The organism is Amycolatopsis dongchuanensis (assembly GCF_039542405.1).
GTDB lineage: Bacteria > Actinomycetota > Actinomycetes > Mycobacteriales > Pseudonocardiaceae > Amycolatopsis_E > Amycolatopsis_E sacchari.
This window is the reverse complement of the sequence record NZ_BAABIB010000145.1, coordinates 1-18,415: the sequence shown is the minus strand read 5'-3', so window position 1 is coordinate 18,415 and position 18,415 is coordinate 1. Positions and strand designations below refer to the sequence as shown.

Sequence of the window (18,415 nt, the reverse complement as noted above, 5' to 3'; positions counted from 1 at the left end):
GGCTACCCGTTGAACACGTTGCTGACGAAGGTGATCACGGCCTCGGCAGAGCTGCGCAGGAAGTCCACGATGTTGCCGACGAGGTTCGCGGCCTGTCCTGGTTGCGCAATGACGAAGAACAAGACCAACGCGATACCCGCGATCGACAAGATCTTCTTCACGTCCACAACGATCAATCCCGTCTCTTGCTCCGGCATCGGTTCAGCAAGCTCACCAGTAACGTTGTACCGCACTGCGCGCCGTTACGGGAGAAAAGTCCCGCGCTTGGGTCAGTGCCCGCTCGAGATCGTACCGCACGGCTACTCTCCGTGTACACCTCGAACGGTCCGTACGCCGTTACGCTGCGGGGATGGGAGCGGTGCGGTGCGTCGGCGGCATCCTGCATGACCCGGACGGGCGGTTGCTGGTGATCCGGCGGGGGCACGAGCCGGGGCGCGGGCTGTGGTCGCTGCCCGGCGGGCGGGTCGAGCCCGGGGAGTCGGACGAGCAGGCCGTGGTGCGGGAGATGCGCGAAGAGACCGGCCTGGAGGTGCGGCCGGGCGCGCTGGTCGGCATGGTCGTGCGGGGCCGGTACGAGATCTACGACTACGCCTGCGAGGTCACCGGCGGGACGCTCCGCCCCGGCGACGACGCCGACGAGGCCCGCTGGGTCGACGCGGCGGCCTTCGGGACGCTGCGGCTGACCGAGGGCCTGGCCGAGGCGCTCGAGGAGTGGGACAGCCTCCCCCGCTGCTGAGGCCGGAAGGGCCGGTTCGGCTGCCCCTTCGATCAAGATCCACAAGCGAGTGCCGATTCGTCCTGTCTGACCTGCTTGGGTCCGAGGGGGTGGGGGACAGCTCCACCACCGATGCCCTTTCGACAGAAGGAGTTCAGGTGCTGCGCAAGCTCGTGACCGGGGTCGGGGTCGCACTCGCGGTGTTCGCCGGGATGGCTTCCGCTTCGGGTCTGGCCGTGGCCGACGTCAACCCGAAGGACCCCATCGGGATCTCCCCCCAGCCCCCCACGTCGCCGGGGACCTGGGTGTACGTGCAGTGGTACCAGGGGAGCAACAGCATGGCTTCCTTGGCTCAGTGCGTCCAGGACGCCCAGCGGCAGTACCCGGGCCGCGACTACCAGTGCAAGGCCGACAACACCGGCAACTTCCTCCTGCTGTGGGTGAAGTACTGATCAACCGCCAGGCACCCCGGCTCACCGCCGGGGTGCCTGCCCGGTCAGGCCGCCAGCCAGGTCATCCGGTTGCCGTACTTCGACGTCTGCCCGAGCGCCCGCGCCTCGGGTACGCCGTCACGCCAGCTGGTGAGACCCAGCGTGCACCCGTAGGTCTCCGCGAAGGCGAGTTCGCCGCGCCCCGGCAGCACGTGCACCAGCGACACCTCGTACGGCTCGTCGCTGACCCACCACACCGGACGGTCCGCGGCGAGCTTCGCCAGCGCCTCGACGAACTCCGCGTCCCGCCCGCCGGTGTGCCCGAGCACCCGGCTGGTCAGGACCACCAGCGGCCCCTCGGTGCGCGCCGCGGCGGCGGCCAGGTCGTCCACCGCGTCCCCGCCCAGCAGCTCCGGCACGTCCTTGCGCTGCGCCGCGGCGGCCGCCCGCAGCAACCGGATGCGGTCGAGCTGGTCGGCCCAGACACACGCTTCCAGCCACGCGAGCTCGTCCTCGTCGGACAGGTCGACCGGTGCGTTGTCCAGCCCCACTTTGCCCGTCACCGCGAGCTTTTTGGGCACCTTCGGCAGTTTCGCGCCCGGCCCGAGGTCGAGTGCGCAGTGCAGGCCCACCGCCGCCTTCGCCGGCCCCGCCGCGAGCTGCTCACCACCGTCGCACTGGTAGCGGTAGCCGAACCGGTCCAGACCGAGCAGCAGCCCCGCCGCACAACCGACTTCGAGCAGCGCGACCTTGCCGCCGGCCTGTTTCGCGGCGAGCGCGACCGCCGGGTACAGCCCGGCCGCGCGGCCCACCTCGTTGGTCTGGACGTGCCGGGTCGCGACGAGCTCGCGGACGCGGTCCGCCCGCTCCAGCAGGAAATCGCGGAACATCGGCCACGTGGACTCGTCCACGCCGTCGGACCCGCCGAGCGACGGGTAGTACCGGAACAGCGGGTGCACGGGATCGGCCTGCACGAGCCGGTGCGCCGCGGCGAGCAGCAACGCCGCGTCGGCGTGCTCGTCCGGCGCCGCCGTGAGCAGGCCGGCGATCTCGTCGTCCTCGGCCGCGTGCCCCGCCAGGTGCTCGTACAGCGGCGACACACCCGCCGCCTGCCCGGCGGCGAACGTGCGCAGCCGCTGTTTGACCTCGTCCAGTTCCACGCGGCGCCTTTCCGTTCGTGCGCGCTTCGGGTTCCCACCCTAAGCGTGTCACCGGAGGAGGTCGACTCCCCTGGAAAAGCGGGTAACACCACACCGGCCGGGAACGACGTGACTGTTGCCGAGGAGTACCCTCGACCAACGGGAGCGTCGCGTCGGAACGATCTCCCGCAAGCACCCGTCCCCGGCCTGAGGAGGTGAGGAACGCACGATGAGCAGTGGCGATAGTCCGCTCCCTAGGAAAACCAGCGTTCCCCCGCCGGCCGGGCCGAGGTCTCCTCGCTAACCCGTTCCCCCGGGACGCTGGTCGAAGGCCGGGCGGACACCCCCGCGCGGCCGTCGTAGTAGCTCGCACTACGTCAGCCAGGAGATCCCATGCCTGCGATTCCGTCCCTCGGCGGCCTGCGCGGTCGCGGCAACGGCCGCGCGCGCATCCAGCCGCCCATCCCGGTGCCGCTGTCGGCCTACGTCGTGGACTGCGCGGTGTACGTCGACGGCAAACGCCTGCCAGGGCGCTGGACGCACGGCGAGGCGATCAAGGAGGTCCGCAGGCGGCGCGAGGGGTTCGTCTGGATCGGCCTGCACGAGCCGGACGAGCAGCAGATCCAGGGCATCGCGGAGATGTACGGCCTGCACGAGCTCGCGGTGGAGGACGCCGTGCAGGCGCACCAGCGGCCCAAGCTCGAGCGCTACGACGAGACGTTGTTCATGGTGCTCAAGACCCTGCGGTACGTCGAGCACGAGTCGCCCACCACGGCCAACGAGATCGTCGAGACCGGCGAGCTCATGACGTTCCTCGGCCGCGACTTCATCATCACCGTGCGCCACGGCGCGCACTCGGGGCTGGCGCGGGTCCGCCAGGACCTCGACGAGGACCCGGAGCGGCTGAAGTTCGGGCCCGCCGCGGTGCTGCACGCCATCACCGACCACGTCGTGGACCACTACCTCGACGTGACCGCCGCGGTCGAGGACGACATCGAAGAGATCGAGACCAGGGTCTTCGCGCCCCGCACGATGGTCAGCGCCGAGCAGATCTACCTGATGAAGCGCGAGGTACTGGAGCTGCGCCGCGCGGTGGTGCCGCTCGCCGCTCCGGTGCGGCGGCTCGCCGAGGGCTTCACGCGGCTGGTGCCCGACGAGGTCCGCTCGTACTTCCGCGACGTCGACGACCACCTGATCACCGTGTCGGAGCGCGTGGCGAACTTCGACGAGCTGCTCAACACGCTCGTCGACGCGACGGTCGCGAAGATCTCGCTGCAGCAGAACACCGACATGCGCAAGATCACCGCCTGGGCGGCGATCATCACCGTCCCCACGATGCTCGCCGGTATCGAGGGGATGAACTTCGAGTACATGCCCGAACTGCACTGGCAGTTCGGCTACCCGCTGGCACTGCTCGTGATACTCGGGACGTGCCTGCTCCTCTACCGAATATTCAGGAAGAACAAGTGGCTGTGACCCCCGATCTCTCCTGAAAAACTCGCGAAAGGAGTGATGACCCGTGTCGCGCTTCCTGACCAACCTCAAGTTCTGGGCACTGGCGTTCAGCCTGCTGTGGATCGCCGCGGTCGTGTTCTTCATCGCCGACCACCCGGAACTCGCCCGCGCCGCTCACTGAGCCGGGTGGCGGCTCTCGCGCTCGGCTTTGCTCACATTTAGTGTCGTACATGTCACTGAAAGTGAGAGAAGGGCGAACGATGAGCACTGCGGGTTCGAGCCGCCGGAGCTTCCTGACCACGACAGCGGCCCTCGCGGTCGCGCTACCGCTGGCCGGCGCGGCTCCGGCGGCCGCAAGGCCACGCCAGACCCCCACGCCGCCGAAGGTGGGCGAGGAGTTCACCTGGCGGTTGGACGCACCCGGCACAGGGCTGCGGGTACGGGAGTCCGACGCGAGCGTGGACCTGTCGGGTCAGGTTCACCTCCGGGTGGCCGAGCAGGACTCCGCCGACCCGTGGAACCTCAAGCTCAAGGTCACCGATTTCCGGCTCACCGGCCAGGACCGGCAGGGCCTCGGCGAGATCGAACTCCGGCACGACGATTCCGCGAAAACGCCGGACAGCCTGTTGCGCAGCATTTCCCAGTTCCCGCCGACGTGGGAGCAGACGTTGTTCCTCGCCTTCACCCTGCGCATCGAGAACCCGCCGGAAAAGCTGGACGAGCCGCTCGTGCTGACCACGAAGAACCCCGGGAAGCTGCTGGGGCGGCTCAACAACTTCCCACCGAACGGTGATGCCTACAAACTGGAGAACCCCGTCGACCTCGTCCTGCAGGACTCGGGCGAGACCATCGCGAGCATCCAGAAGTTCCCGGTCAAAGTCGGTGGTCTGTGACCCCGGGGTTCTAGTCTGGAGGCATGCGCGCCCTCGTTGTCGCGGATGAGGTCGATGAGCGGTGGTGGACCTGCGGGGTCCGCGCCGAGGTCGGTCTCGTCCTGGGGGCGGGCGATCTGCCGTTCGACTACCTGGCCTTCCTCGCCGACGCCGTCGACCGGCCGTGCGTGTTCGTGCCGGGCAACCACGACCCGGACCTCACCGGCTTCCGCCGCTCCGGCGGGCTGTGGACGCGCGCCGGGTTCCCGCAGCAGTGGCCGGGGCCGCCCGGCGCGGTGAACGCCGACGGGCGGGTGGTCGACGTCGCCGGGCTGCGCATCGCCGGGCTCGGCGGCTCGGTCCGCTACAGCGGCGGCCCCAACCAGTGGACGCAGGCCCAGCAGACCCGCCGCGCGCGGCGCCTGGTGCGGGCCGCCGAACGCCGTCGCCGCCGGGACGGGCGCGGCGTGGACGTCCTGCTCACGCACGCCCCGCCCCGCGGTGTCGGCGACCGCGAGGACCTCCCCCACCAAGGCTTCGACTGTCTGTTGTGGACGGTAGAGCGGCTGCGGCCGAAGTGGTTGCTGCACGGGCACATCCACCCCTACGGCGAGCACCTGCCCGAGCACCGGCTCGGCGGCACGAGGGTGCGCAACGTCGTGGGCGCCCACGTTCTCGAGCTCGACGAGGTGCGCGTATGACCCCCGCCAGGGACACCGGTTTCCCCCGTGCCGACGCCGAGCACGACTTCCTGCGGGCCCGCAGGCGGCAGGTGCTGTCGCGGCTGGCGAACCGGCTGCGCCGCGAGCCCGACGACGTCAACATCACGCTGCCGTTCGACGAGGTGGTGGAGGCGCTCGGGTACGTCAGCGAGCGGCGCGTCGGGCTGCGGGTGATCAAGCTCGACTCGATCGTCGGCAGCGTGGACCGCGGGCACGACTTCGACCGCCGGTTCCGGCCCACCTCGGGCCGGGTGCGGGAGCGCTGGGAACGGCTGGCGCTCGCCGCGCGGCGTGGCGAGGCGCTGCCGCCCATCGAGATCTACCGCGTGGGCGACCTGCACTTCATCATCGACGGGCACCACCGGGTGTCCGTGGCGCTCGCGATGGGTCTGTCCACAATAGACGCGTACGTGACCGAGGTGAGGACGAAGCTCTCGCCCGGCGGCATCCGCTACCGCGGCGATCTGATCGTCAAGGACTACCGGCGGCTGTTCCTGGAGCGGGTACCGCTGACCGGGCAGGCGCGGGCGTCCATCGTGCTGTCGGACCCGTGGCACTACGCGATGCTGGGCGAGCACGTCGAGGCTTGGGGCTTCCGGCTGATGCAGGACGAGGGCACGTTCCTCGACCGCGCGACGGTGGCGAACCGGTGGTACACGGACGAATACCAGCCGGTGGTGGAGATGCTGCGGCAGGCGGACCTGATCGGCGAGCGCCCGGAGGCCGAGGCCTACATGTGGGTGGCCGCCGAGCGCTACCGCCTGATCCGCACCCACCGCTGGGACGACGAGGTGATCGACGCGTTGCGGTCCCGCCGGCACTGAAAAACCGTGCCGGCGGGACCACCCCCTCGTCACATGTGGATGGCGGCGGTGGACTCACCCTGCTGCTCAGCCACCCCCGGCTTGAGCAGCAGCCCGCAGATCACCGCGCCGGCCACGAAGATCACCGCGGACCACGTGAACGCCGTGCTGTAGCTGTGGATCGCGGCCTCGGCCGCCAGCTGCGGGGTCAGCTGCCTGCCCGCGACGAACGAGGTGACCGCACCCGACGCGATCGAGCTGAGCAGCGCGGTGCCGATCGAACCACCGATCTGCTGCGCGGTGTTCACCGTCGCGGAGGCGACACCGGCGTCGTGCCGGTCCACGCCCATGGTGGCCACGTTCATCGACGGCGCCATCGACAGGCCGATGCCGACCCCGGTGACCAGCAACGGGAACAGCACGCCGCTGGCGTAGGTGCTGCTGGTGTCGATGCCGCTGAACCAGAACATGCCGCCACCGGCGATGAGCATGCCGAGCGCGACTAGCGGCCTCGGCCCGAACCGCGGCAGCAGCATCGCGGTCGCCGTGGTGGCGCTGATCATCAGCGTGCCGACCATCGGCAGGAACGCCAGTCCCGACATGATCGGCGAGAAGCCCAGGTTCTGCTGCAGGTAGTAGGTCAGGAACAGGAAGATGCCGAACATCCCGATGCCGAGCATGAACACGGCGAGGTAGGCACCGCCGCGGTTGCGGTCCAGCACGACGCGCAGCGGCAGCAGCGGGTGCGAGACCCGGGTCTGCAGCACGACGAACAGGCCCAGCAGCGCGACACCCGCGACCAGGAAGCCCCACACCGTGGCGGAGGACCAGTCGTGGGTCTCGGCGTTCGAGAAGCCGTACACCACGGCGAACAGGCCGGCGGACGCCGACAGCGTGCCCGGGATGTCGAGCTTCGGCCGGTGCTCCGACGGGCGGTGGCGCAGCAGCGTCAGCCCGCCGAAGAGCGCGATGACGGCGATGATGATGTTCACGAACATGCACCAGCGCCAGTCCAGGTACTCGGTGAGCACACCCCCGAGCAGCAGGCCGATCGCGGCACCCCCGCCGGCGATCGCCCCGAAGATGCCGAACGCCCTGCCGCGTTCCTTGACGTCGGTGAACGTCGTGGTCAGCAGCGAAAGCGCGGCCGGCGCGAGCAGCGCGCCGAACACGCCCTGCGCCGCGCGGGCGATGACGAGCATCTCGAAGTTGGCCGCGGCCCCGCCGACGACGGACGCCACCGCGAACCCGCTGAGCCCGATCAGGAGCGCGTACTTGCGGCCGAACAGGTCGGCGACGCGGCCACCGAGCAGCAGCAGGCTGCCGAACGCGAGCGCGTAGGCTGTCACCACCCACTGGCGTGCGTCGCTGGAGAAGCCGAGGTCCTGCTGGGCGCTGGGCAGCGCGATGTTCACGATGGTCGCGTCGAGCACCACCATCAGCTGCGCCAGCGCGATGACCACCAGGATCAGCCAGCGTCGGGCGTGGTGCGGGTCCTCTGTCGTGGCGCCGCCGGTTCTGTACCCGGCGACCACCGTGGACGAGTCAGTCATACTGGTCCCCTAAACTAGATGTGGAGTGGAAGCCTCCCCTTCCAGATCCACCGTACAGGAAGTGGAGGAGCTACCTCGACTTCCGGAGTAGAATGGGCAGCATGACGCGGGACACAGCGCGGACCGCAACGAAGCGGCCGCTCAGGCGCGACGCCGAACGCAACCGGCAGCGCATCATCGCCAGCGCCCGCGAGGTCTTCCGCGAGCGCGGGTTCGAGGCGACCCTCGACGAGGTCGCGGCACACGCCGGCCTCGGCGTCGGCACGGTCTACCGGCGGTTCCCCAACAAGGAACACCTGATCGACGCGATGTTCGCCGACCGGCTCGAAGGCATCGGCAGGCTGATCGCGGAGTCGATGGACAAGCCGGACGCCTGGCAGGCGCTGGTCGACTTCCTGTGGGAGGCGTGCACGCTCATCGCGGAGGACCGCGGGCTGCACGACGTGATGTTGAGCACGGCGTTCGGGCACGACAAGGTCGCCGAGGCACGCGACCGGCTCCTCCCGCTGGCCAACGAGCTGATCTGCCGGGCGAAGAAGTCCGGTCAGCTCCGCGCGGACTTCCAGCCCGAGGACCTGCCGATGCTGTTCAAGATGATCGGCGGCGTGGCGGAGTACACCCACCAGCTCGCCCCCGACCTGTGGCGCCGGTACGCGGCACTGCTGTTCGACAGCCTGCGCGCCAACCCCTGCACGCCCGCGCCGCTCCCGCTGCCCGCGCTGGACATCCTCAAGGTGCGCGACATCATGGACAACTGGTGCCGCTGAGGCCCGTCAGGGCAGCAGCGTGAAACCCTCGCCCGCCGCGGCGGCCCGCAGCGCCTTGTCCGTCGCGGCGAAGGTGCGGCAGTCCCGGTCCGCGGACGCCGCCAGCTGGGCACTCGCCAACTGCGCGGCGTCGTAACCCCGCAGGCCGTGCACCCCGGTGAGCCGGGCGGCGGTCTCCAGCACCAGGTCGGACACCGGCACGACGGCGAACCGGCCCGGCCCGTCCCACGTGCCGTAGAAGTCCGCCTCGAACTCCGCGATGAGCACAGACGTCTCCTCGACGGTCAGCTCGCCCATCCGCTGCTTGCGCCACAACGCCGCGGGCACCTCGACGCGCGCGAGCTGCGAGACCACCAGCACCGGCGACGAGCGGACGTACTCGTGCCCCGGTTCGTCCGCGTAGATCTTCACCAGCGCGGAGGAATCAGCGAAGGTCGTCACCGCGGCCCTCGGCGACGAGGTCCGACAGAGCGGCGCCGCGCCCGGCCGCGGCACGGGCTCTGGCGACCGCCGCCGGATCGGGCCGGGACCGCGGCGTGCCTCCCTCCCACAGCAGCCCGGCGCGGCGCAGCCGCTCCCGGACCCGCTCGGCCTCGTCCCCGGCCAGCTCCGGATCGGTCGCGGCGTCCAGCACCTGCGTCAGGTATTCGTTCATGCTCTTCCCCTGCTGCTTGGCGGCGAGCTGGACACGCCGCACCAGCTCCTCCTCGGCACGCCAGGTCACCTGACTCATGCCTTCATGCTAGCAGGCATGCATGCACAACGCCCGGTCATTCCTCCTCGTAGGTGAGGTTCGCCCCGGACGACGGGTCGAACAGCTGCACCTTCGTGGTGTCGAACCAGACCTCGGCCTGGCCGCCCTCGGTGATCCGCGACGCGGCGGACAGGCGCGTGACCAGCTGCGTGCCGCCGCCACCGCCGGGGACGTCGTCGGCACCGGCGTCCGCCGCCAGCTCGGCCAGCTCGGCCGCCGAGGCCAGCTCGCCCTCGACCGTGAAGTACGCGTACTTCTCCGAGCCCATCGACTCCAGCACGTCCACGTGCGCGCTGAACGTCACGCCACGCTGCCGGGCCGACTCGTCGACCAGCGAGGCGTCCTCGAAGTGCTCCGGCCGCACACCCATGATCACGTCACGCGGGGCGTTCGCCGCCTCCGCCAGCCGCCGCACCCTGTCCGGCAGCGCGAACGAGCCGAGCGGGCTCTTGAGCTGCCCGTCCGCGAGCGCGGCGGGCACGAAGTTCATCGACGGCGAGCCGATGAACCCGGCCACGAACAGGTTCGCCGGGTGCTCGTAGAGGAACTGCGGGCTCCCGATCTGCTGCACGTACCCGGCCCGCAGCACCACGACCCGGTCGCCCAGCGTCATGGCCTCCGTCTGGTCGTGCGTCACGTACAGCGTCGTCGTGCCCAGCCGGCGCTGCAGCTTCGACACCGACGTGCGCATCTGCCCGCGCAGCTTCGCGTCCAGGTTGGACAGCGGCTCGTCCATCAGGAACGCCTTGGGGCTGCGCACGATCGCGCGGCCCATCGCCACCCGCTGCCGCTGCCCGCCGGACAGGTTCGCCGGCTTGCGGTCCAGGTGCTGGGTCAGGTCCAGGATCTCCGCGGCCTCCTCGACCTTCTGGCGCACCGTCGCGTCGGGCACCTTCGCCAGCCGCAGCGGGAACGCCATGTTCTCCCGCACCGTCATGTGCGGGTACAGCGCGTAGGACTGGAACACCATCGCGATGTCGCGGTCCTTCGGCGCGCGCTCGTTCATCCGCCGGCCGTCGATGCGCAGCTCACCGGAGGAGATGTCCTCCAGCCCCGCCACCATGTTCAGCGTCGTCGACTTCCCGCACCCGGACGGGCCGACGAGGATGATGAACTCGCCGTCCGCGACCGTCAGGTCCACTTCGGACACCGCGAGCGCGCCGTCGGGATAGCGCTTGCTCACCTTGTCCAGCACGATCTCAGCCATTGCGCCTACCCCTTCACGGCACCGGAGGTCAGCCCCGCCACGATGCGGCGCTGGAAGAACAACACGAACAGGATGATGGGCACGGTGATCACCACGGCCGCAGCCGAGATCGTCCCCGTCGGGTCCTCGAACTGCGAGGCACCGGTGAAGAACGACAGCGCCGCCGGGACGGTGCGCGACGCGTTCGTCGACGTCAGCGAGATGGCGAACAGGAAGTCGTTCCAGCAGAAGATGAACACCAGGATCGCCGTCGTGAACACGCCCGGCGCGGCCAGCGGCGCGATGACCCGGCGGAACGCCTGCGCCGGGGTCGCCCCGTCCATCTTCGCCGCCTTCTCCAGCTCCCACGGGATCTCGCGGAAGAACGCCGACAGCGTGTAGATCGCCAGCGGCAGCGCGAAGGTGATGTACGGGACGATCAGGCCGAGCCAGGTGTCGAACAACCCGAGCGTCCGCTCGATGTTGAACAGCGGCGTCACCAGCGACACCTGCGGGAACATCGCGATCAGCAGCGAGACCCCCACCAGGAAGCGCTTCCCGGGGAAGTCCAGCCGCGCGATCGCGTAGGCGGCCATCGTCCCGAACACCACCGCGATCGCCGTCGCGATGAGCGCGATGCCCACCGAGTTGAGCAGCGCGCGGAGGAAGTCGTTGGTCTGGAAGATGTCGGCGTAGTTCTGCAGGGTCCACGACCGCGGGATGAACTTCCCGTCGTCGAGGGTGTCCTTCGTCTTGAACGACAGCGACAGGATCCACAGCACCGGCACCAGCGCGTAGACCACGACGACGATGTCGATGAGCGTCCACTTCAGCTTGCGGCCCGGGGTGATCGCCCCCTGCATGACCATCAGCGCTTACCTCCCGTGTCCGAGCCGGGCGCGGCGGTGCCGAACAGCTTGACGAAGATGAACGCGATCAGCGCGACCGTGATGAAGATCAGCACGGCCATCGTCGAGCCGATGCCCAGGTTCAGGCCCTTGAGCAGGTTGTTGTACGTCTGCATGGACACCGACGACGTGTCGTTGGCGCCGGACGTCAGCACGAAGATGTTGTCGAAGATGCGGAACGCGTCGAGCGTGCGGAACAGCAGCGCCACCAGGATGGCCGGCTTCATCACCGGGACCATGACCTTGATGAACCGCTGCCAGGCGTTCGCCCCGTCCATCGCGGCGGCCTTGAGCAGGTCGTCCGGCACCAGCGCCAGCCCGGCCATCAGCAGCAGCGCCATGAACGGCGTCGTCTTCCACACCTCGGCCAGCACGATGATGAACAACGACGGCAGGAACTGGGTCAGCGGAGCCGAATCCGGCGCCAGCAGGTTCGCCAGGTAGCCCGTGTCCGGCGTCCACGCGTAGTACCACGAGAACGCGGCCACCACGGTCACGATGCCGTACGGGATCAGCGAAACCGTCCGCACCAGACCGCGGCCGACGAGCGTGCGGTGCATGATCAGCGCGAGCAGCATGCCCAGCACGAGCTCGATCACGACCGACAGCACCGTGATCAGCATCGTCACGCCGAACGCGGTCCACCAGTACGAATTGGACAGCACGGCGGCGTAGTTGGCGAACCCGACGAAGGAGCGCTGTGCCGGGAAGCGGAGGTCGTAGCGCTGGAGCGACAACCAGATCGAGTAGCCGATCGGGTAGGCGGTCACCAGCACCATCACGATCGCCGCGGGGGCGCACAACAACAGCCCCAGCCGCCGCTCCGCCTTCTTGCCCTCGCTGAGCACCGGCTTGCCCTTCTTCCCGGTCTCCGCACCGGTCCTGACGGGCTCTGTCACAGCGGAACTCACGGGATCACCCCTTTCGACTGCAGAGCATCGGAAAGCTGGCTGCGCAGCTCGTCGGCGGTCCGTTGTGGATCGATGGCGGACGGCGGCGACAGCACCTTCGAGATCACCGTGGACAGGCTCTGGTACGCCGGGGTCAGCGGGCGCACCGCCGCGTTCTTCACCGCGGTCAGGATCGACTCGCTCATCGGGTAGGTGGTCTGCATGCTCGGGTTGTTCTTCGCGTCGACCGGCTTGCTCGGGTCGAGCGGCGTGGTGTCGCTGTAGAGCGACTCCAGCGTCGGCGGCACGCCGTCCTTGAGCGCGGAGAACTTCTGGTTGTCCTTGTTGCGCAGGCAAAGCGCGGCTTCGAACGCCTCCGGCTTGTGCTTCGAGTACGGGCTGACCGCGAGGTCGTAACCGCCGATCGTGGTCTTCGCCGGCTGGCCGGGCGACACCGCCGGGTACGTCGACCACTTGAAGTGCGCCAGGTTCTGCGGGTCCTCCTTGGCGAAGGAGGCGTAGACGAACGGCCAGTTCAGCTCGAAGGCGCCGTTGCCGCGCTGGAAGGCCTGGCGGACGTCGTCCTCCTTCTGGTTCGTCAGCGACGGGTCGGTGATGCCCGTGGACGTGACCTGCTTGAGGATCTCCAGCGCCTTGACCGCGCCCGCGTCCATCACGACGGACTTGCCGTCGTCGGAGAGGATGTGGCCGCCCGCGGACTCGACGAGCGTGTTGTAGATGACGACGAGGCCCTCGTACTGGGCGCCGGTGAACAGGACGTTGCCGGGCTTGCCCTGTGACTTGAGCTGCCGCGCCTGCGCCATCATCTGGTCCCACGTCTGGGGCGGCTGCGGCGTGATCCGGTCGTCGTACCACAGCAGCTGGACGTTGGTGTTCTTCGTCGCCGCGTACAGTTTTCCGTTCCACGTGGCGGTTTCCAGCGGTCCGGGTAGGACACCGGCGGTGGCCGCCGCCTTGTTCTCCCCCGTCCACTCCTCGGCCCAGCCCGCCTCGGCGAACTCCGGCACCCACGTCACGTCCAGGCCCAGGATGTCGAGCCCGGTGTCCCCGGCGGCGAGCCTGCGCACCATCTGCTGGCGCTGGTCGTCCGCGCCACGCGGGAGCTTGTTGTAGACGATGTGGTAGCGGCCCGCGGCCTGCGCGTTGCAGTTGTCCACCACGCTCTGGAAGGTGTCCTCCGGCGCGTAGTACAGGTTGATCGTGGTGCCCTGCTCGGAACCGCACGCGGTCAGCACGCCGGCGGCGAGCACCCCGGCGCCCAGCGCCGCGATCCGCCTCCTGCCCTTCCCCATCAGGCCTCCTTACCCGACGCGCACGCCGGCGGGAGACCGCACCCGCACTACGACGTGCCTGTGGATCGGTGGGGACTCAACCTATGCCGGGAGATGATCAGCCGCAAGCAACTTGAGCAATGCTTTAGCTCGTTGACCCGGATGGACGCATGGCGAGCTTCGCGAGGAGGTCGCGGCCCCGCTCGGCGTTGCGCGGCTGGCACAGCACGTCGTACCGCCCGGCGACGAGCTGGCTGGCGGAGGAGAAGTCGCGGCGGCCCCGGGTGGAGGCGTAGGAGATGGCCGCGAACACCACGCCGAAGAACATGCCGGAGATCAGGCCGACGAGGATCGGCTGGTAGTGGATGCCGGGGCCGCCGCCGCTGAACAGGCCCAGCAGGATGCCCACGAAGAGGCCGAACCAGGCGCCCGACACCGCGCCGGTGCCCAGCACCTTGCCCCACGACAGCCTGCCGATGACGCGCTCGACGAGCATCAGGTCGACGCCGACGATCGTCACGTCCTCGACGGCGAAGTCGTTGTCCGCGAGGTGCTCGACCGCGCGCTGCGCCTCTTCGTAGGTGGCGTAGGAGCCGATGGGCCAGCCGCTGGGCGGGGTCGGCATCCGGGGCAGTCCCTGTGCGGGGCGGCCGGACGGGTTGAACGGGCCGGTCACGGTCATCACCTGTGCTGTCGTCGCGGACGGGCTTCCAATCCTGCCAAGGCCCAGGAAACCACGCGAACCCGGCACCGGGTGAGCCGTTCGCGCGATTTTTACCCCGGCTGGTCGTCCTCCGGGAGGCGCGGCACGGGCGCGGCCTGCCCGTTCGGCGGTTCCGGGGCCGGCTTGCGCCCGGTTTCGGCGGTGCGGTTGAACTGGTCGACGAAGCGGAGCAGCTCCACGGGGAAGGGCAGCACGAGCGTCGAGTTCTTCTCCGCCGACACCTGCACCACGGTCTCCAGCAGCCGCAGCTGCAGCGCGGACGGGGTGTCCGACATCGCGGCGGCGGCCTGCGCCAGCTTCGTCGAGGCCTGCAGCTCGCCGTCGGCGGAGATGACGCGCGCCCGGCGTTCCCGCTCGGCCTCGGCCTGCCGCGACATCGAGCGCTTCATCGACTCGGGCAGGGCGACGTCCTTGATCTCGACCCGGTCGATGTGCACGCCCCAGTCCAGTGCCGGGCTGTCGATCATCAGCTCCAGGCCCTGGTTGAGCCGCTCCCGGTTCGACAGCAGGTCGTCGAGGTCGCTCTTGCCGATGATCGAGCGCAGCGACGTCTGCGCGACCTGCCCGACGGCGAAGCGGTAGTCCTGCACGTTCACCGCCGCGACGATCGGGTCGATGACCTTGAAGTACACGACCGCGTCGACCCGGACCGTGACGTTGTCCCGCGTGATGCCCTCCTGCGCGGGCACCGGCAGGGTCACGATCTGCATGTTCACCTTCTGCATCCGGTCGGCGATCGGCAGCAGCATCGCCAGGCCCGGCTCCCGCACCTGCGGCCGCACCCGGCCGAAGCGGAAGACCAGCCCGCGTTCGTACTGCTTGACGACCCGGACGCTCGCACCGAACCAGGCGATGCCGGCGACGGCTATCGCGGAGACGAGTTCCACCAGCATGGCAGCTCCCCGGGAAGCGGACCCTTCCTCCGATGTTACCTCCATCACAGCCCGTTGGACCCCGCGTTCTGGGAGCTGTTCCGGGCCCACCGGGGAGGCACCGCGGCAGGCGCGTGGGCCGGTGGCGGCCGCCGCACTGTCCACACGGCATGGTCGGGCACGAGGACGTGCCGGATACCGTGCCACACCAACGGAATCCCGGGTCCACTTTGGACCATTTCGGTGCGTCTGCCCTCCTCCACGTGATCCGCCCGGATCGCGAGGTGGGCGGCGGGTTCCGACTCCCGCTAGCCTGGGCGCGTGTCCCCCGTGAACAGGGTTTTCGCCGCTCAGCTGGCCGGTCTGCCCGTGTTCGGGCCGGACGGCGAGTCCATCGGGAAGGTCAGGGACCTCGTCGTCGGGCTGCGGCTGGACCAGCAGCCGCCGCGGGTGCTCGGGCTCGTCGTCGAGCTGTCCACCCGCCGCCGCGTGTTCGTGCCGATGCTGCGGGTCACCTCGATCGACCCGAACGCCGTCACGCTCGCCACCGGCTCGGTCAACATGCGCCGCTTCCACCAGCGCCCCAACGAGGTCCTCGTCCTCGGGCAGCTCACCGACGCCCACGCGCACCTGCGTGAGAACGGCACCCGCGTCACCGTCGTCGACGCCGCGATGGAGCCCGTCCGCACGCGCGACTGGGTGCTGGTCAAGCTCGCCGTCCGCGAGCGCACCGGCCGGCTCGGGCTCGGCCGCCGGCGCTCGTCGCTGCAGGTCGTGGCGTGGGGTGACGTCGCCGGGCTCGGCCTCACCGACCTCGCCGGGCAACCGCAGGGCGCCGGGCAGCTGCTGATGCTGTTCGACACGATGCGTGCCGTCGACATCGCCGCGACCGTGCGGGACCTGCCGACGAAACGCAGGCACGAGGTCGCCGACTCGATGGACGACGAGCGGCTCGCCGACGTGCTGGAGGAGCTGCCCGAGGAGGACCAGAAGGAGCTGCTGCAGCACCTGTCGGAGGAACGCGCCGCCGACATCCTCGAAGCGATGAACCCCGACGACGCCGCCGACCTGCTCGCCGAACTCGCCCCCGCCGACCAGAGCCGCCTGCTGGAACTGATGGAGCCGGAGGAGTCGGAACCGGTCCGACGCCTGCTCGCCTACTCCTCCGACACCGCGGGCGGGCTCATGACGCCCGAGCCCGTCGTCCTCACCCCGGACACCACGGTCGCGGAGGCACTCGCCCACATCCGCAACGCCGACCTGCCCGCCGCGCTCGCCACGATGGTCTTCGTGTGCCGCCCGCCGACGGCCACCCCGACCGGGCGGTACGTGGGCGTCGTGCACTTCCAGCGGCTGCTGCGGGAACCGCCGGCGGAGATCGTCGCGAGCGCGGTCGACACCGACCTGCCCGCGCTGCGGCCCAGCGCGCCGCTCGCGGAGGTGACCCGCTACTTCGCGGCGTACAACCTGGCCTGCGGGCCGGTCGTCGACGAGCAGGACCACCTGCTGGGGGCCGTCACCGTCGACGACGTGCTCGACCACCTGCTGCCCGAGGGCTGGCGCGAGACCGGGCTGCACGACGTCACCAACAAGGAGGAGGTGGAGCGTGCCTGAACTGCTCCCGAGGCGGCGGCTGGACCAGCCGCGCGCGGCCCGCCGGGTCATCTCGATCGACCCGGACGCGTTCGGCCGGATTTCCGAGCGGCTGGCCCGGTTCCTGGGCACCGGTAAGTACCTGTTCTGGCAGACCCTCATCGTCGTGGTGTGGATCGGCGTCAACCTGGGCGCGGCCGCGCTGCGCTGGGACCCGTACCCGTTCATCCTGCTCAACCTGGCGTTCTCCACGCAGGCGGCGTACGCGGCGCCGTTGATCCTGCTCGCGCAGAACCGGCAGGACGACCGTGACCGCGTGTCGCTGGAGGAGGACCGCAACCGGGCAGCGCAGACGAAGGCCGACACGGAGTACCTGGCACGCGAACTGGCGGCGCTGCGGCTGGCCATCGGCGAGGTCGCCACGCGCGACTACCTGCGCGGCGAGCTCGACAAGCTCCGCGAGGACCTGAACACCAAGCCGCGCAAAACCAAAGGCAGCCGTTCGGAACCCATTACCCGTCCGTAGCATGGGGGTATGACCAGCACGCAGCAGAGCCCCAGCGTCGAGGACGTCCGCGCCGCGCTGAAGGACGTCTACGACCCGGAGATCAAGAAGCCGATCACCGATCTGGGCATGGTCAAGGACGTCGTCGTCGGGGACGACGGGGTCGTCACGGTCTCGGTGTACCTGACGGTCGCGGGCTGTCCGCTGAAGGACACGATCACCCGCGACACGACGAAGGCCGTCGGCAAGCTCGACGGGGTGCGGGACGTGCGGGTCGAACTCGACGTCATGAGCGACGAGCAGCGGACCGAGCTGCGGAAGTCCCTGCGGGGCGACGCGGCGGAGCCGGTGATCCCGTTCGCGCAGCCGGGCTCGCTGACGCGGGTGTACTGCGTCGCGTCCGGCAAGGGCGGGGTGGGCAAGTCGAGCGTGACGGTGAACCTCGCGGTCGCGATGGCGGAGCGCGGCCTGTCGGTCGGCGTGGTCGACGCGGACATCTACGGCCATTCGGTGCCGCGCATGCTGGGCGCGACCGAGAAGCCGACCAAGGTCGACACGATGATCATGCCGCCGCAGGCGCACGGCGTGAAGGTCATCTCGATCGGCATGTTCACCCCCGGCAACACCCCGGTGGTCTGGCGCGGGCCGATGCTGCACCGCGCGCTGCAGCAGTTCCTGGCGGACGTGTTCTGGGGTGACCTGGACGTCCTGCTGCTGGACCTGCCGCCCGGCACGGGTGACATCGCGATCTCGGTCGCGCAGCTGATCCCGAACGCCGAAATCCTCGTGGTGACGACCCCGCAGCAGGCGGCGGCCGAGGTCGCCGAACGCGCCGGCGCGATCGCGATGCAGACCCGGCAGCGCCTGGCGGGCGTCATCGAGAACATGTCGTGGCTCGAAACCCCGGACGGCACCCGCATGGAGATCTTCGGCTCCGGCGGCGGCCAGACGGTCGCGGACTCCCTCTCCAAGTCGACGGGCGCCAAGGTCCCGCTGCTGGGCCAGGTCCCGCTCGACCCCCGCCTCCGCGAACAGGGCGATGCGGGCACCCCCATCGTCCTGGCCGAGCCGGAAGCCCCGGCCGCCCAGGTCCTCAAGGACGTCGCGAAGCAACTCTCCGTCAGGGCACGCGGCCTGGCAGGCATGATGCTGAACGTGACACCAAAAGGCCGGTAGTTAGAGCTTGTCTCACTTGGTGAGTTTCTTGTAGCAGGTGATGGCGGCTCCGAGGGTG

Annotated in this window: 21 protein-coding genes; 10 read left to right on the top strand and 11 right to left on the bottom strand. The window is 69.7% G+C overall.

Annotated elements, in window-relative coordinates:
• Nucleotides 1-2 precede the first annotated feature (2 nt).
• Nucleotides 3-161, bottom strand: a complete 159-nt coding sequence (locus tag ABFX51_RS34350) for a hypothetical protein (RefSeq protein WP_177228847.1) — start codon at nt 159-161, stop codon at nt 3-5.
• A gap of 188 nt (nt 162-349) precedes the next feature.
• On the opposite strand from ABFX51_RS34350, the gene ABFX51_RS34345 reads away from it, so the two are divergent.
• Nucleotides 350-736: an NUDIX hydrolase gene (locus ABFX51_RS34345; RefSeq protein ID WP_346056248.1), complete on the top strand. Its 387-nt coding sequence runs from the start codon at nt 350-352 to the stop codon at nt 734-736.
• A 137-nt stretch (nt 737-873) separates the two neighbouring features.
• Entirely contained in the window at nt 874-1,167 is a 294-nt protein-coding gene (locus ABFX51_RS34340) for a hypothetical protein (RefSeq protein WP_091511819.1), read from the top strand.
• A 44-nt stretch (nt 1,168-1,211) separates the two neighbouring features.
• Here ABFX51_RS34340 and ABFX51_RS34335 read toward each other — a convergent pair whose 3' ends face one another.
• Nucleotides 1,212-2,306, bottom strand: a complete 1,095-nt coding sequence (locus ABFX51_RS34335; RefSeq protein WP_091511816.1) for a DUF2332 domain-containing protein — start codon at nt 2,304-2,306, stop codon at nt 1,212-1,214.
• Nucleotides 2,307-2,678: 372 nt separating this feature from the next.
• On the opposite strand from ABFX51_RS34335, the gene ABFX51_RS34330 reads away from it, so the two are divergent.
• The 4 genes from ABFX51_RS34330 to ABFX51_RS34315 all read left to right on the top strand — a co-directional run bounded on the left by ABFX51_RS34330 (nt 2,679) and on the right by ABFX51_RS34315 (nt 6,158).
• Nucleotides 2,679-3,761: a magnesium and cobalt transport protein CorA gene (locus ABFX51_RS34330; RefSeq protein WP_091511815.1), complete on the top strand. Its 1,083-nt coding sequence runs from the start codon at nt 2,679-2,681 to the stop codon at nt 3,759-3,761.
• 239 nt (nt 3,762-4,000) lie between these two features.
• Nucleotides 4,001-4,633 (top strand): hypothetical protein, encoded by a 633-nt coding sequence (locus ABFX51_RS34325; protein ID WP_218153544.1) that lies wholly within the window; start codon nt 4,001-4,003, stop codon nt 4,631-4,633.
• Between the two features lie 23 nt (nt 4,634-4,656).
• Nucleotides 4,657-5,313 carry a metallophosphoesterase family protein gene (locus ABFX51_RS34320; RefSeq protein ID WP_346056247.1) on the top strand — a complete coding sequence of 219 codons (657 nt, stop codon included), beginning with the start codon at nt 4,657-4,659 and terminating at the stop codon, nt 5,311-5,313.
• Complete coding sequence (locus ABFX51_RS34315) at nt 5,310-6,158, top strand: chromosome partitioning protein ParB (RefSeq protein WP_346056246.1); 849 nt, start codon at nt 5,310-5,312, stop codon at nt 6,156-6,158. The genes ABFX51_RS34320 and ABFX51_RS34315 overlap by 4 nt, the downstream gene beginning before the upstream one ends.
• Nucleotides 6,159-6,187: 29 nt before the next feature.
• Here the strand turns inward: ABFX51_RS34315 and ABFX51_RS34310 are convergent, their stop codons facing one another.
• Nucleotides 6,188-7,690, bottom strand: a complete 1,503-nt coding sequence (locus ABFX51_RS34310) for an MFS transporter (protein WP_091511808.1) — start codon at nt 7,688-7,690, stop codon at nt 6,188-6,190.
• Between the two features lie 101 nt (nt 7,691-7,791).
• Between ABFX51_RS34310 and ABFX51_RS34305 the strand changes: the two genes are divergently transcribed.
• Entirely contained in the window at nt 7,792-8,457 is a 666-nt protein-coding gene (locus tag ABFX51_RS34305; protein ID WP_342743518.1) for a TetR/AcrR family transcriptional regulator, read from the top strand.
• Nucleotides 8,458-8,463: 6 nt separating this feature from the next.
• Here ABFX51_RS34305 and ABFX51_RS34300 read toward each other — a convergent pair whose 3' ends face one another.
• The 8 genes from ABFX51_RS34300 to ABFX51_RS34265 form a co-directional block, all read right to left on the bottom strand.
• Nucleotides 8,464-8,898 (bottom strand): type II toxin-antitoxin system VapC family toxin, encoded by a 435-nt coding sequence (locus ABFX51_RS34300; protein WP_091511803.1) that lies wholly within the window; start codon nt 8,896-8,898, stop codon nt 8,464-8,466.
• Nucleotides 8,882-9,190 (bottom strand): toxin-antitoxin system HicB family antitoxin, encoded by a 309-nt coding sequence (locus ABFX51_RS34295; RefSeq protein ID WP_091511801.1) that lies wholly within the window; start codon nt 9,188-9,190, stop codon nt 8,882-8,884. The genes ABFX51_RS34300 and ABFX51_RS34295 overlap by 17 nt, the downstream gene beginning before the upstream one ends.
• A gap of 37 nt (nt 9,191-9,227) precedes the next feature.
• Nucleotides 9,228-10,418: an ABC transporter ATP-binding protein gene (locus tag ABFX51_RS34290; RefSeq protein WP_091511799.1), complete on the bottom strand. Its 1,191-nt coding sequence runs from the start codon at nt 10,416-10,418 to the stop codon at nt 9,228-9,230.
• A 5-nt stretch (nt 10,419-10,423) separates the two neighbouring features.
• Nucleotides 10,424-11,266: a carbohydrate ABC transporter permease gene (locus tag ABFX51_RS34285; protein WP_091511797.1), complete on the bottom strand. Its 843-nt coding sequence runs from the start codon at nt 11,264-11,266 to the stop codon at nt 10,424-10,426.
• Nucleotides 11,266-12,216 carry an ABC transporter permease subunit gene (locus ABFX51_RS34280; protein WP_091511794.1) on the bottom strand — a complete coding sequence of 317 codons (951 nt, stop codon included), beginning with the start codon at nt 12,214-12,216 and terminating at the stop codon, nt 11,266-11,268. The genes ABFX51_RS34285 and ABFX51_RS34280 overlap by 1 nt, the downstream gene beginning before the upstream one ends.
• Nucleotides 12,213-13,508: an ABC transporter substrate-binding protein gene (locus tag ABFX51_RS34275; protein WP_091511792.1), complete on the bottom strand. Its 1,296-nt coding sequence runs from the start codon at nt 13,506-13,508 to the stop codon at nt 12,213-12,215. The genes ABFX51_RS34280 and ABFX51_RS34275 overlap by 4 nt, the downstream gene beginning before the upstream one ends.
• Before the next feature lie 124 nt (nt 13,509-13,632).
• Nucleotides 13,633-14,169, bottom strand: coding sequence for a YflT domain-containing protein (locus tag ABFX51_RS34270; RefSeq protein ID WP_091511789.1), 537 nt, complete (start codon nt 14,167-14,169; stop codon nt 13,633-13,635).
• Between the two features lie 92 nt (nt 14,170-14,261).
• On the bottom strand, nt 14,262-15,104 hold the full coding sequence (locus ABFX51_RS34265; protein ID WP_091511787.1) for a slipin family protein: 843 nt from the start codon (nt 15,102-15,104) through the stop codon (nt 14,262-14,264).
• A gap of 300 nt (nt 15,105-15,404) precedes the next feature.
• Here ABFX51_RS34265 and ABFX51_RS34260 point away from each other — a divergent pair, with 300 nt between their 5' ends.
• Genes ABFX51_RS34260 through ABFX51_RS34250 form a run of 3 tightly spaced genes read left to right on the top strand, consistent with a single transcriptional unit; the run spans nt 15,405 to nt 18,357 of the window.
• Nucleotides 15,405-16,697, top strand: coding sequence for a magnesium transporter MgtE N-terminal domain-containing protein (locus tag ABFX51_RS34260; RefSeq protein WP_091511785.1), 1,293 nt, complete (start codon nt 15,405-15,407; stop codon nt 16,695-16,697).
• Nucleotides 16,690-17,202, top strand: a complete 513-nt coding sequence (locus ABFX51_RS34255; protein ID WP_091511783.1) for a DUF1003 domain-containing protein — start codon at nt 16,690-16,692, stop codon at nt 17,200-17,202. The genes ABFX51_RS34260 and ABFX51_RS34255 overlap by 8 nt, the downstream gene beginning before the upstream one ends.
• A gap of 9 nt (nt 17,203-17,211) precedes the next feature.
• Complete coding sequence (locus ABFX51_RS34250) at nt 17,212-18,357, top strand: Mrp/NBP35 family ATP-binding protein (protein ID WP_091511781.1); 1,146 nt, start codon at nt 17,212-17,214, stop codon at nt 18,355-18,357.
• The last annotated feature ends 58 nt before the right edge of the window (nt 18,358-18,415 follow it).

Coding starts and splice junctions, on each gene's coding strand:
- ABFX51_RS34315 (WP_346056246.1), top strand. CDS start 5,310: ATGACCCCCGCCAGGGACACCGGTTTCCCCCGTGCCGACGCCGAGCAC.
- ABFX51_RS34295 (WP_091511801.1), bottom strand. CDS start 9,190: ATGAGTCAGGTGACCTGGCGTGCCGAGGAGGAGCTGGTGCGGCGTGTC.
- ABFX51_RS34270 (WP_091511789.1), bottom strand. CDS start 14,169: ATGACCGTGACCGGCCCGTTCAACCCGTCCGGCCGCCCCGCACAGGGA.
- ABFX51_RS34305 (WP_342743518.1), top strand. CDS start 7,792: ATGACGCGGGACACAGCGCGGACCGCAACGAAGCGGCCGCTCAGGCGC.
- ABFX51_RS34265 (WP_091511787.1), bottom strand. CDS start 15,104: ATGCTGGTGGAACTCGTCTCCGCGATAGCCGTCGCCGGCATCGCCTGG.
- ABFX51_RS34325 (WP_218153544.1), top strand. CDS start 4,001: ATGAGCACTGCGGGTTCGAGCCGCCGGAGCTTCCTGACCACGACAGCG.
- ABFX51_RS34250 (WP_091511781.1), top strand. CDS start 17,212: ATGACCAGCACGCAGCAGAGCCCCAGCGTCGAGGACGTCCGCGCCGCG.
- ABFX51_RS34275 (WP_091511792.1), bottom strand. CDS start 13,508: ATGGGGAAGGGCAGGAGGCGGATCGCGGCGCTGGGCGCCGGGGTGCTC.
- ABFX51_RS34345 (WP_346056248.1), top strand. CDS start 350: ATGGGAGCGGTGCGGTGCGTCGGCGGCATCCTGCATGACCCGGACGGG.
- ABFX51_RS34320 (WP_346056247.1), top strand. CDS start 4,657: ATGCGCGCCCTCGTTGTCGCGGATGAGGTCGATGAGCGGTGGTGGACC.
- ABFX51_RS34285 (WP_091511797.1), bottom strand. CDS start 11,266: ATGGTCATGCAGGGGGCGATCACCCCGGGCCGCAAGCTGAAGTGGACG.
- ABFX51_RS34290 (WP_091511799.1), bottom strand. CDS start 10,418: ATGGCTGAGATCGTGCTGGACAAGGTGAGCAAGCGCTATCCCGACGGC.
- ABFX51_RS34330 (WP_091511815.1), top strand. CDS start 2,679: ATGCCTGCGATTCCGTCCCTCGGCGGCCTGCGCGGTCGCGGCAACGGC.
- ABFX51_RS34310 (WP_091511808.1), bottom strand. CDS start 7,690: ATGACTGACTCGTCCACGGTGGTCGCCGGGTACAGAACCGGCGGCGCC.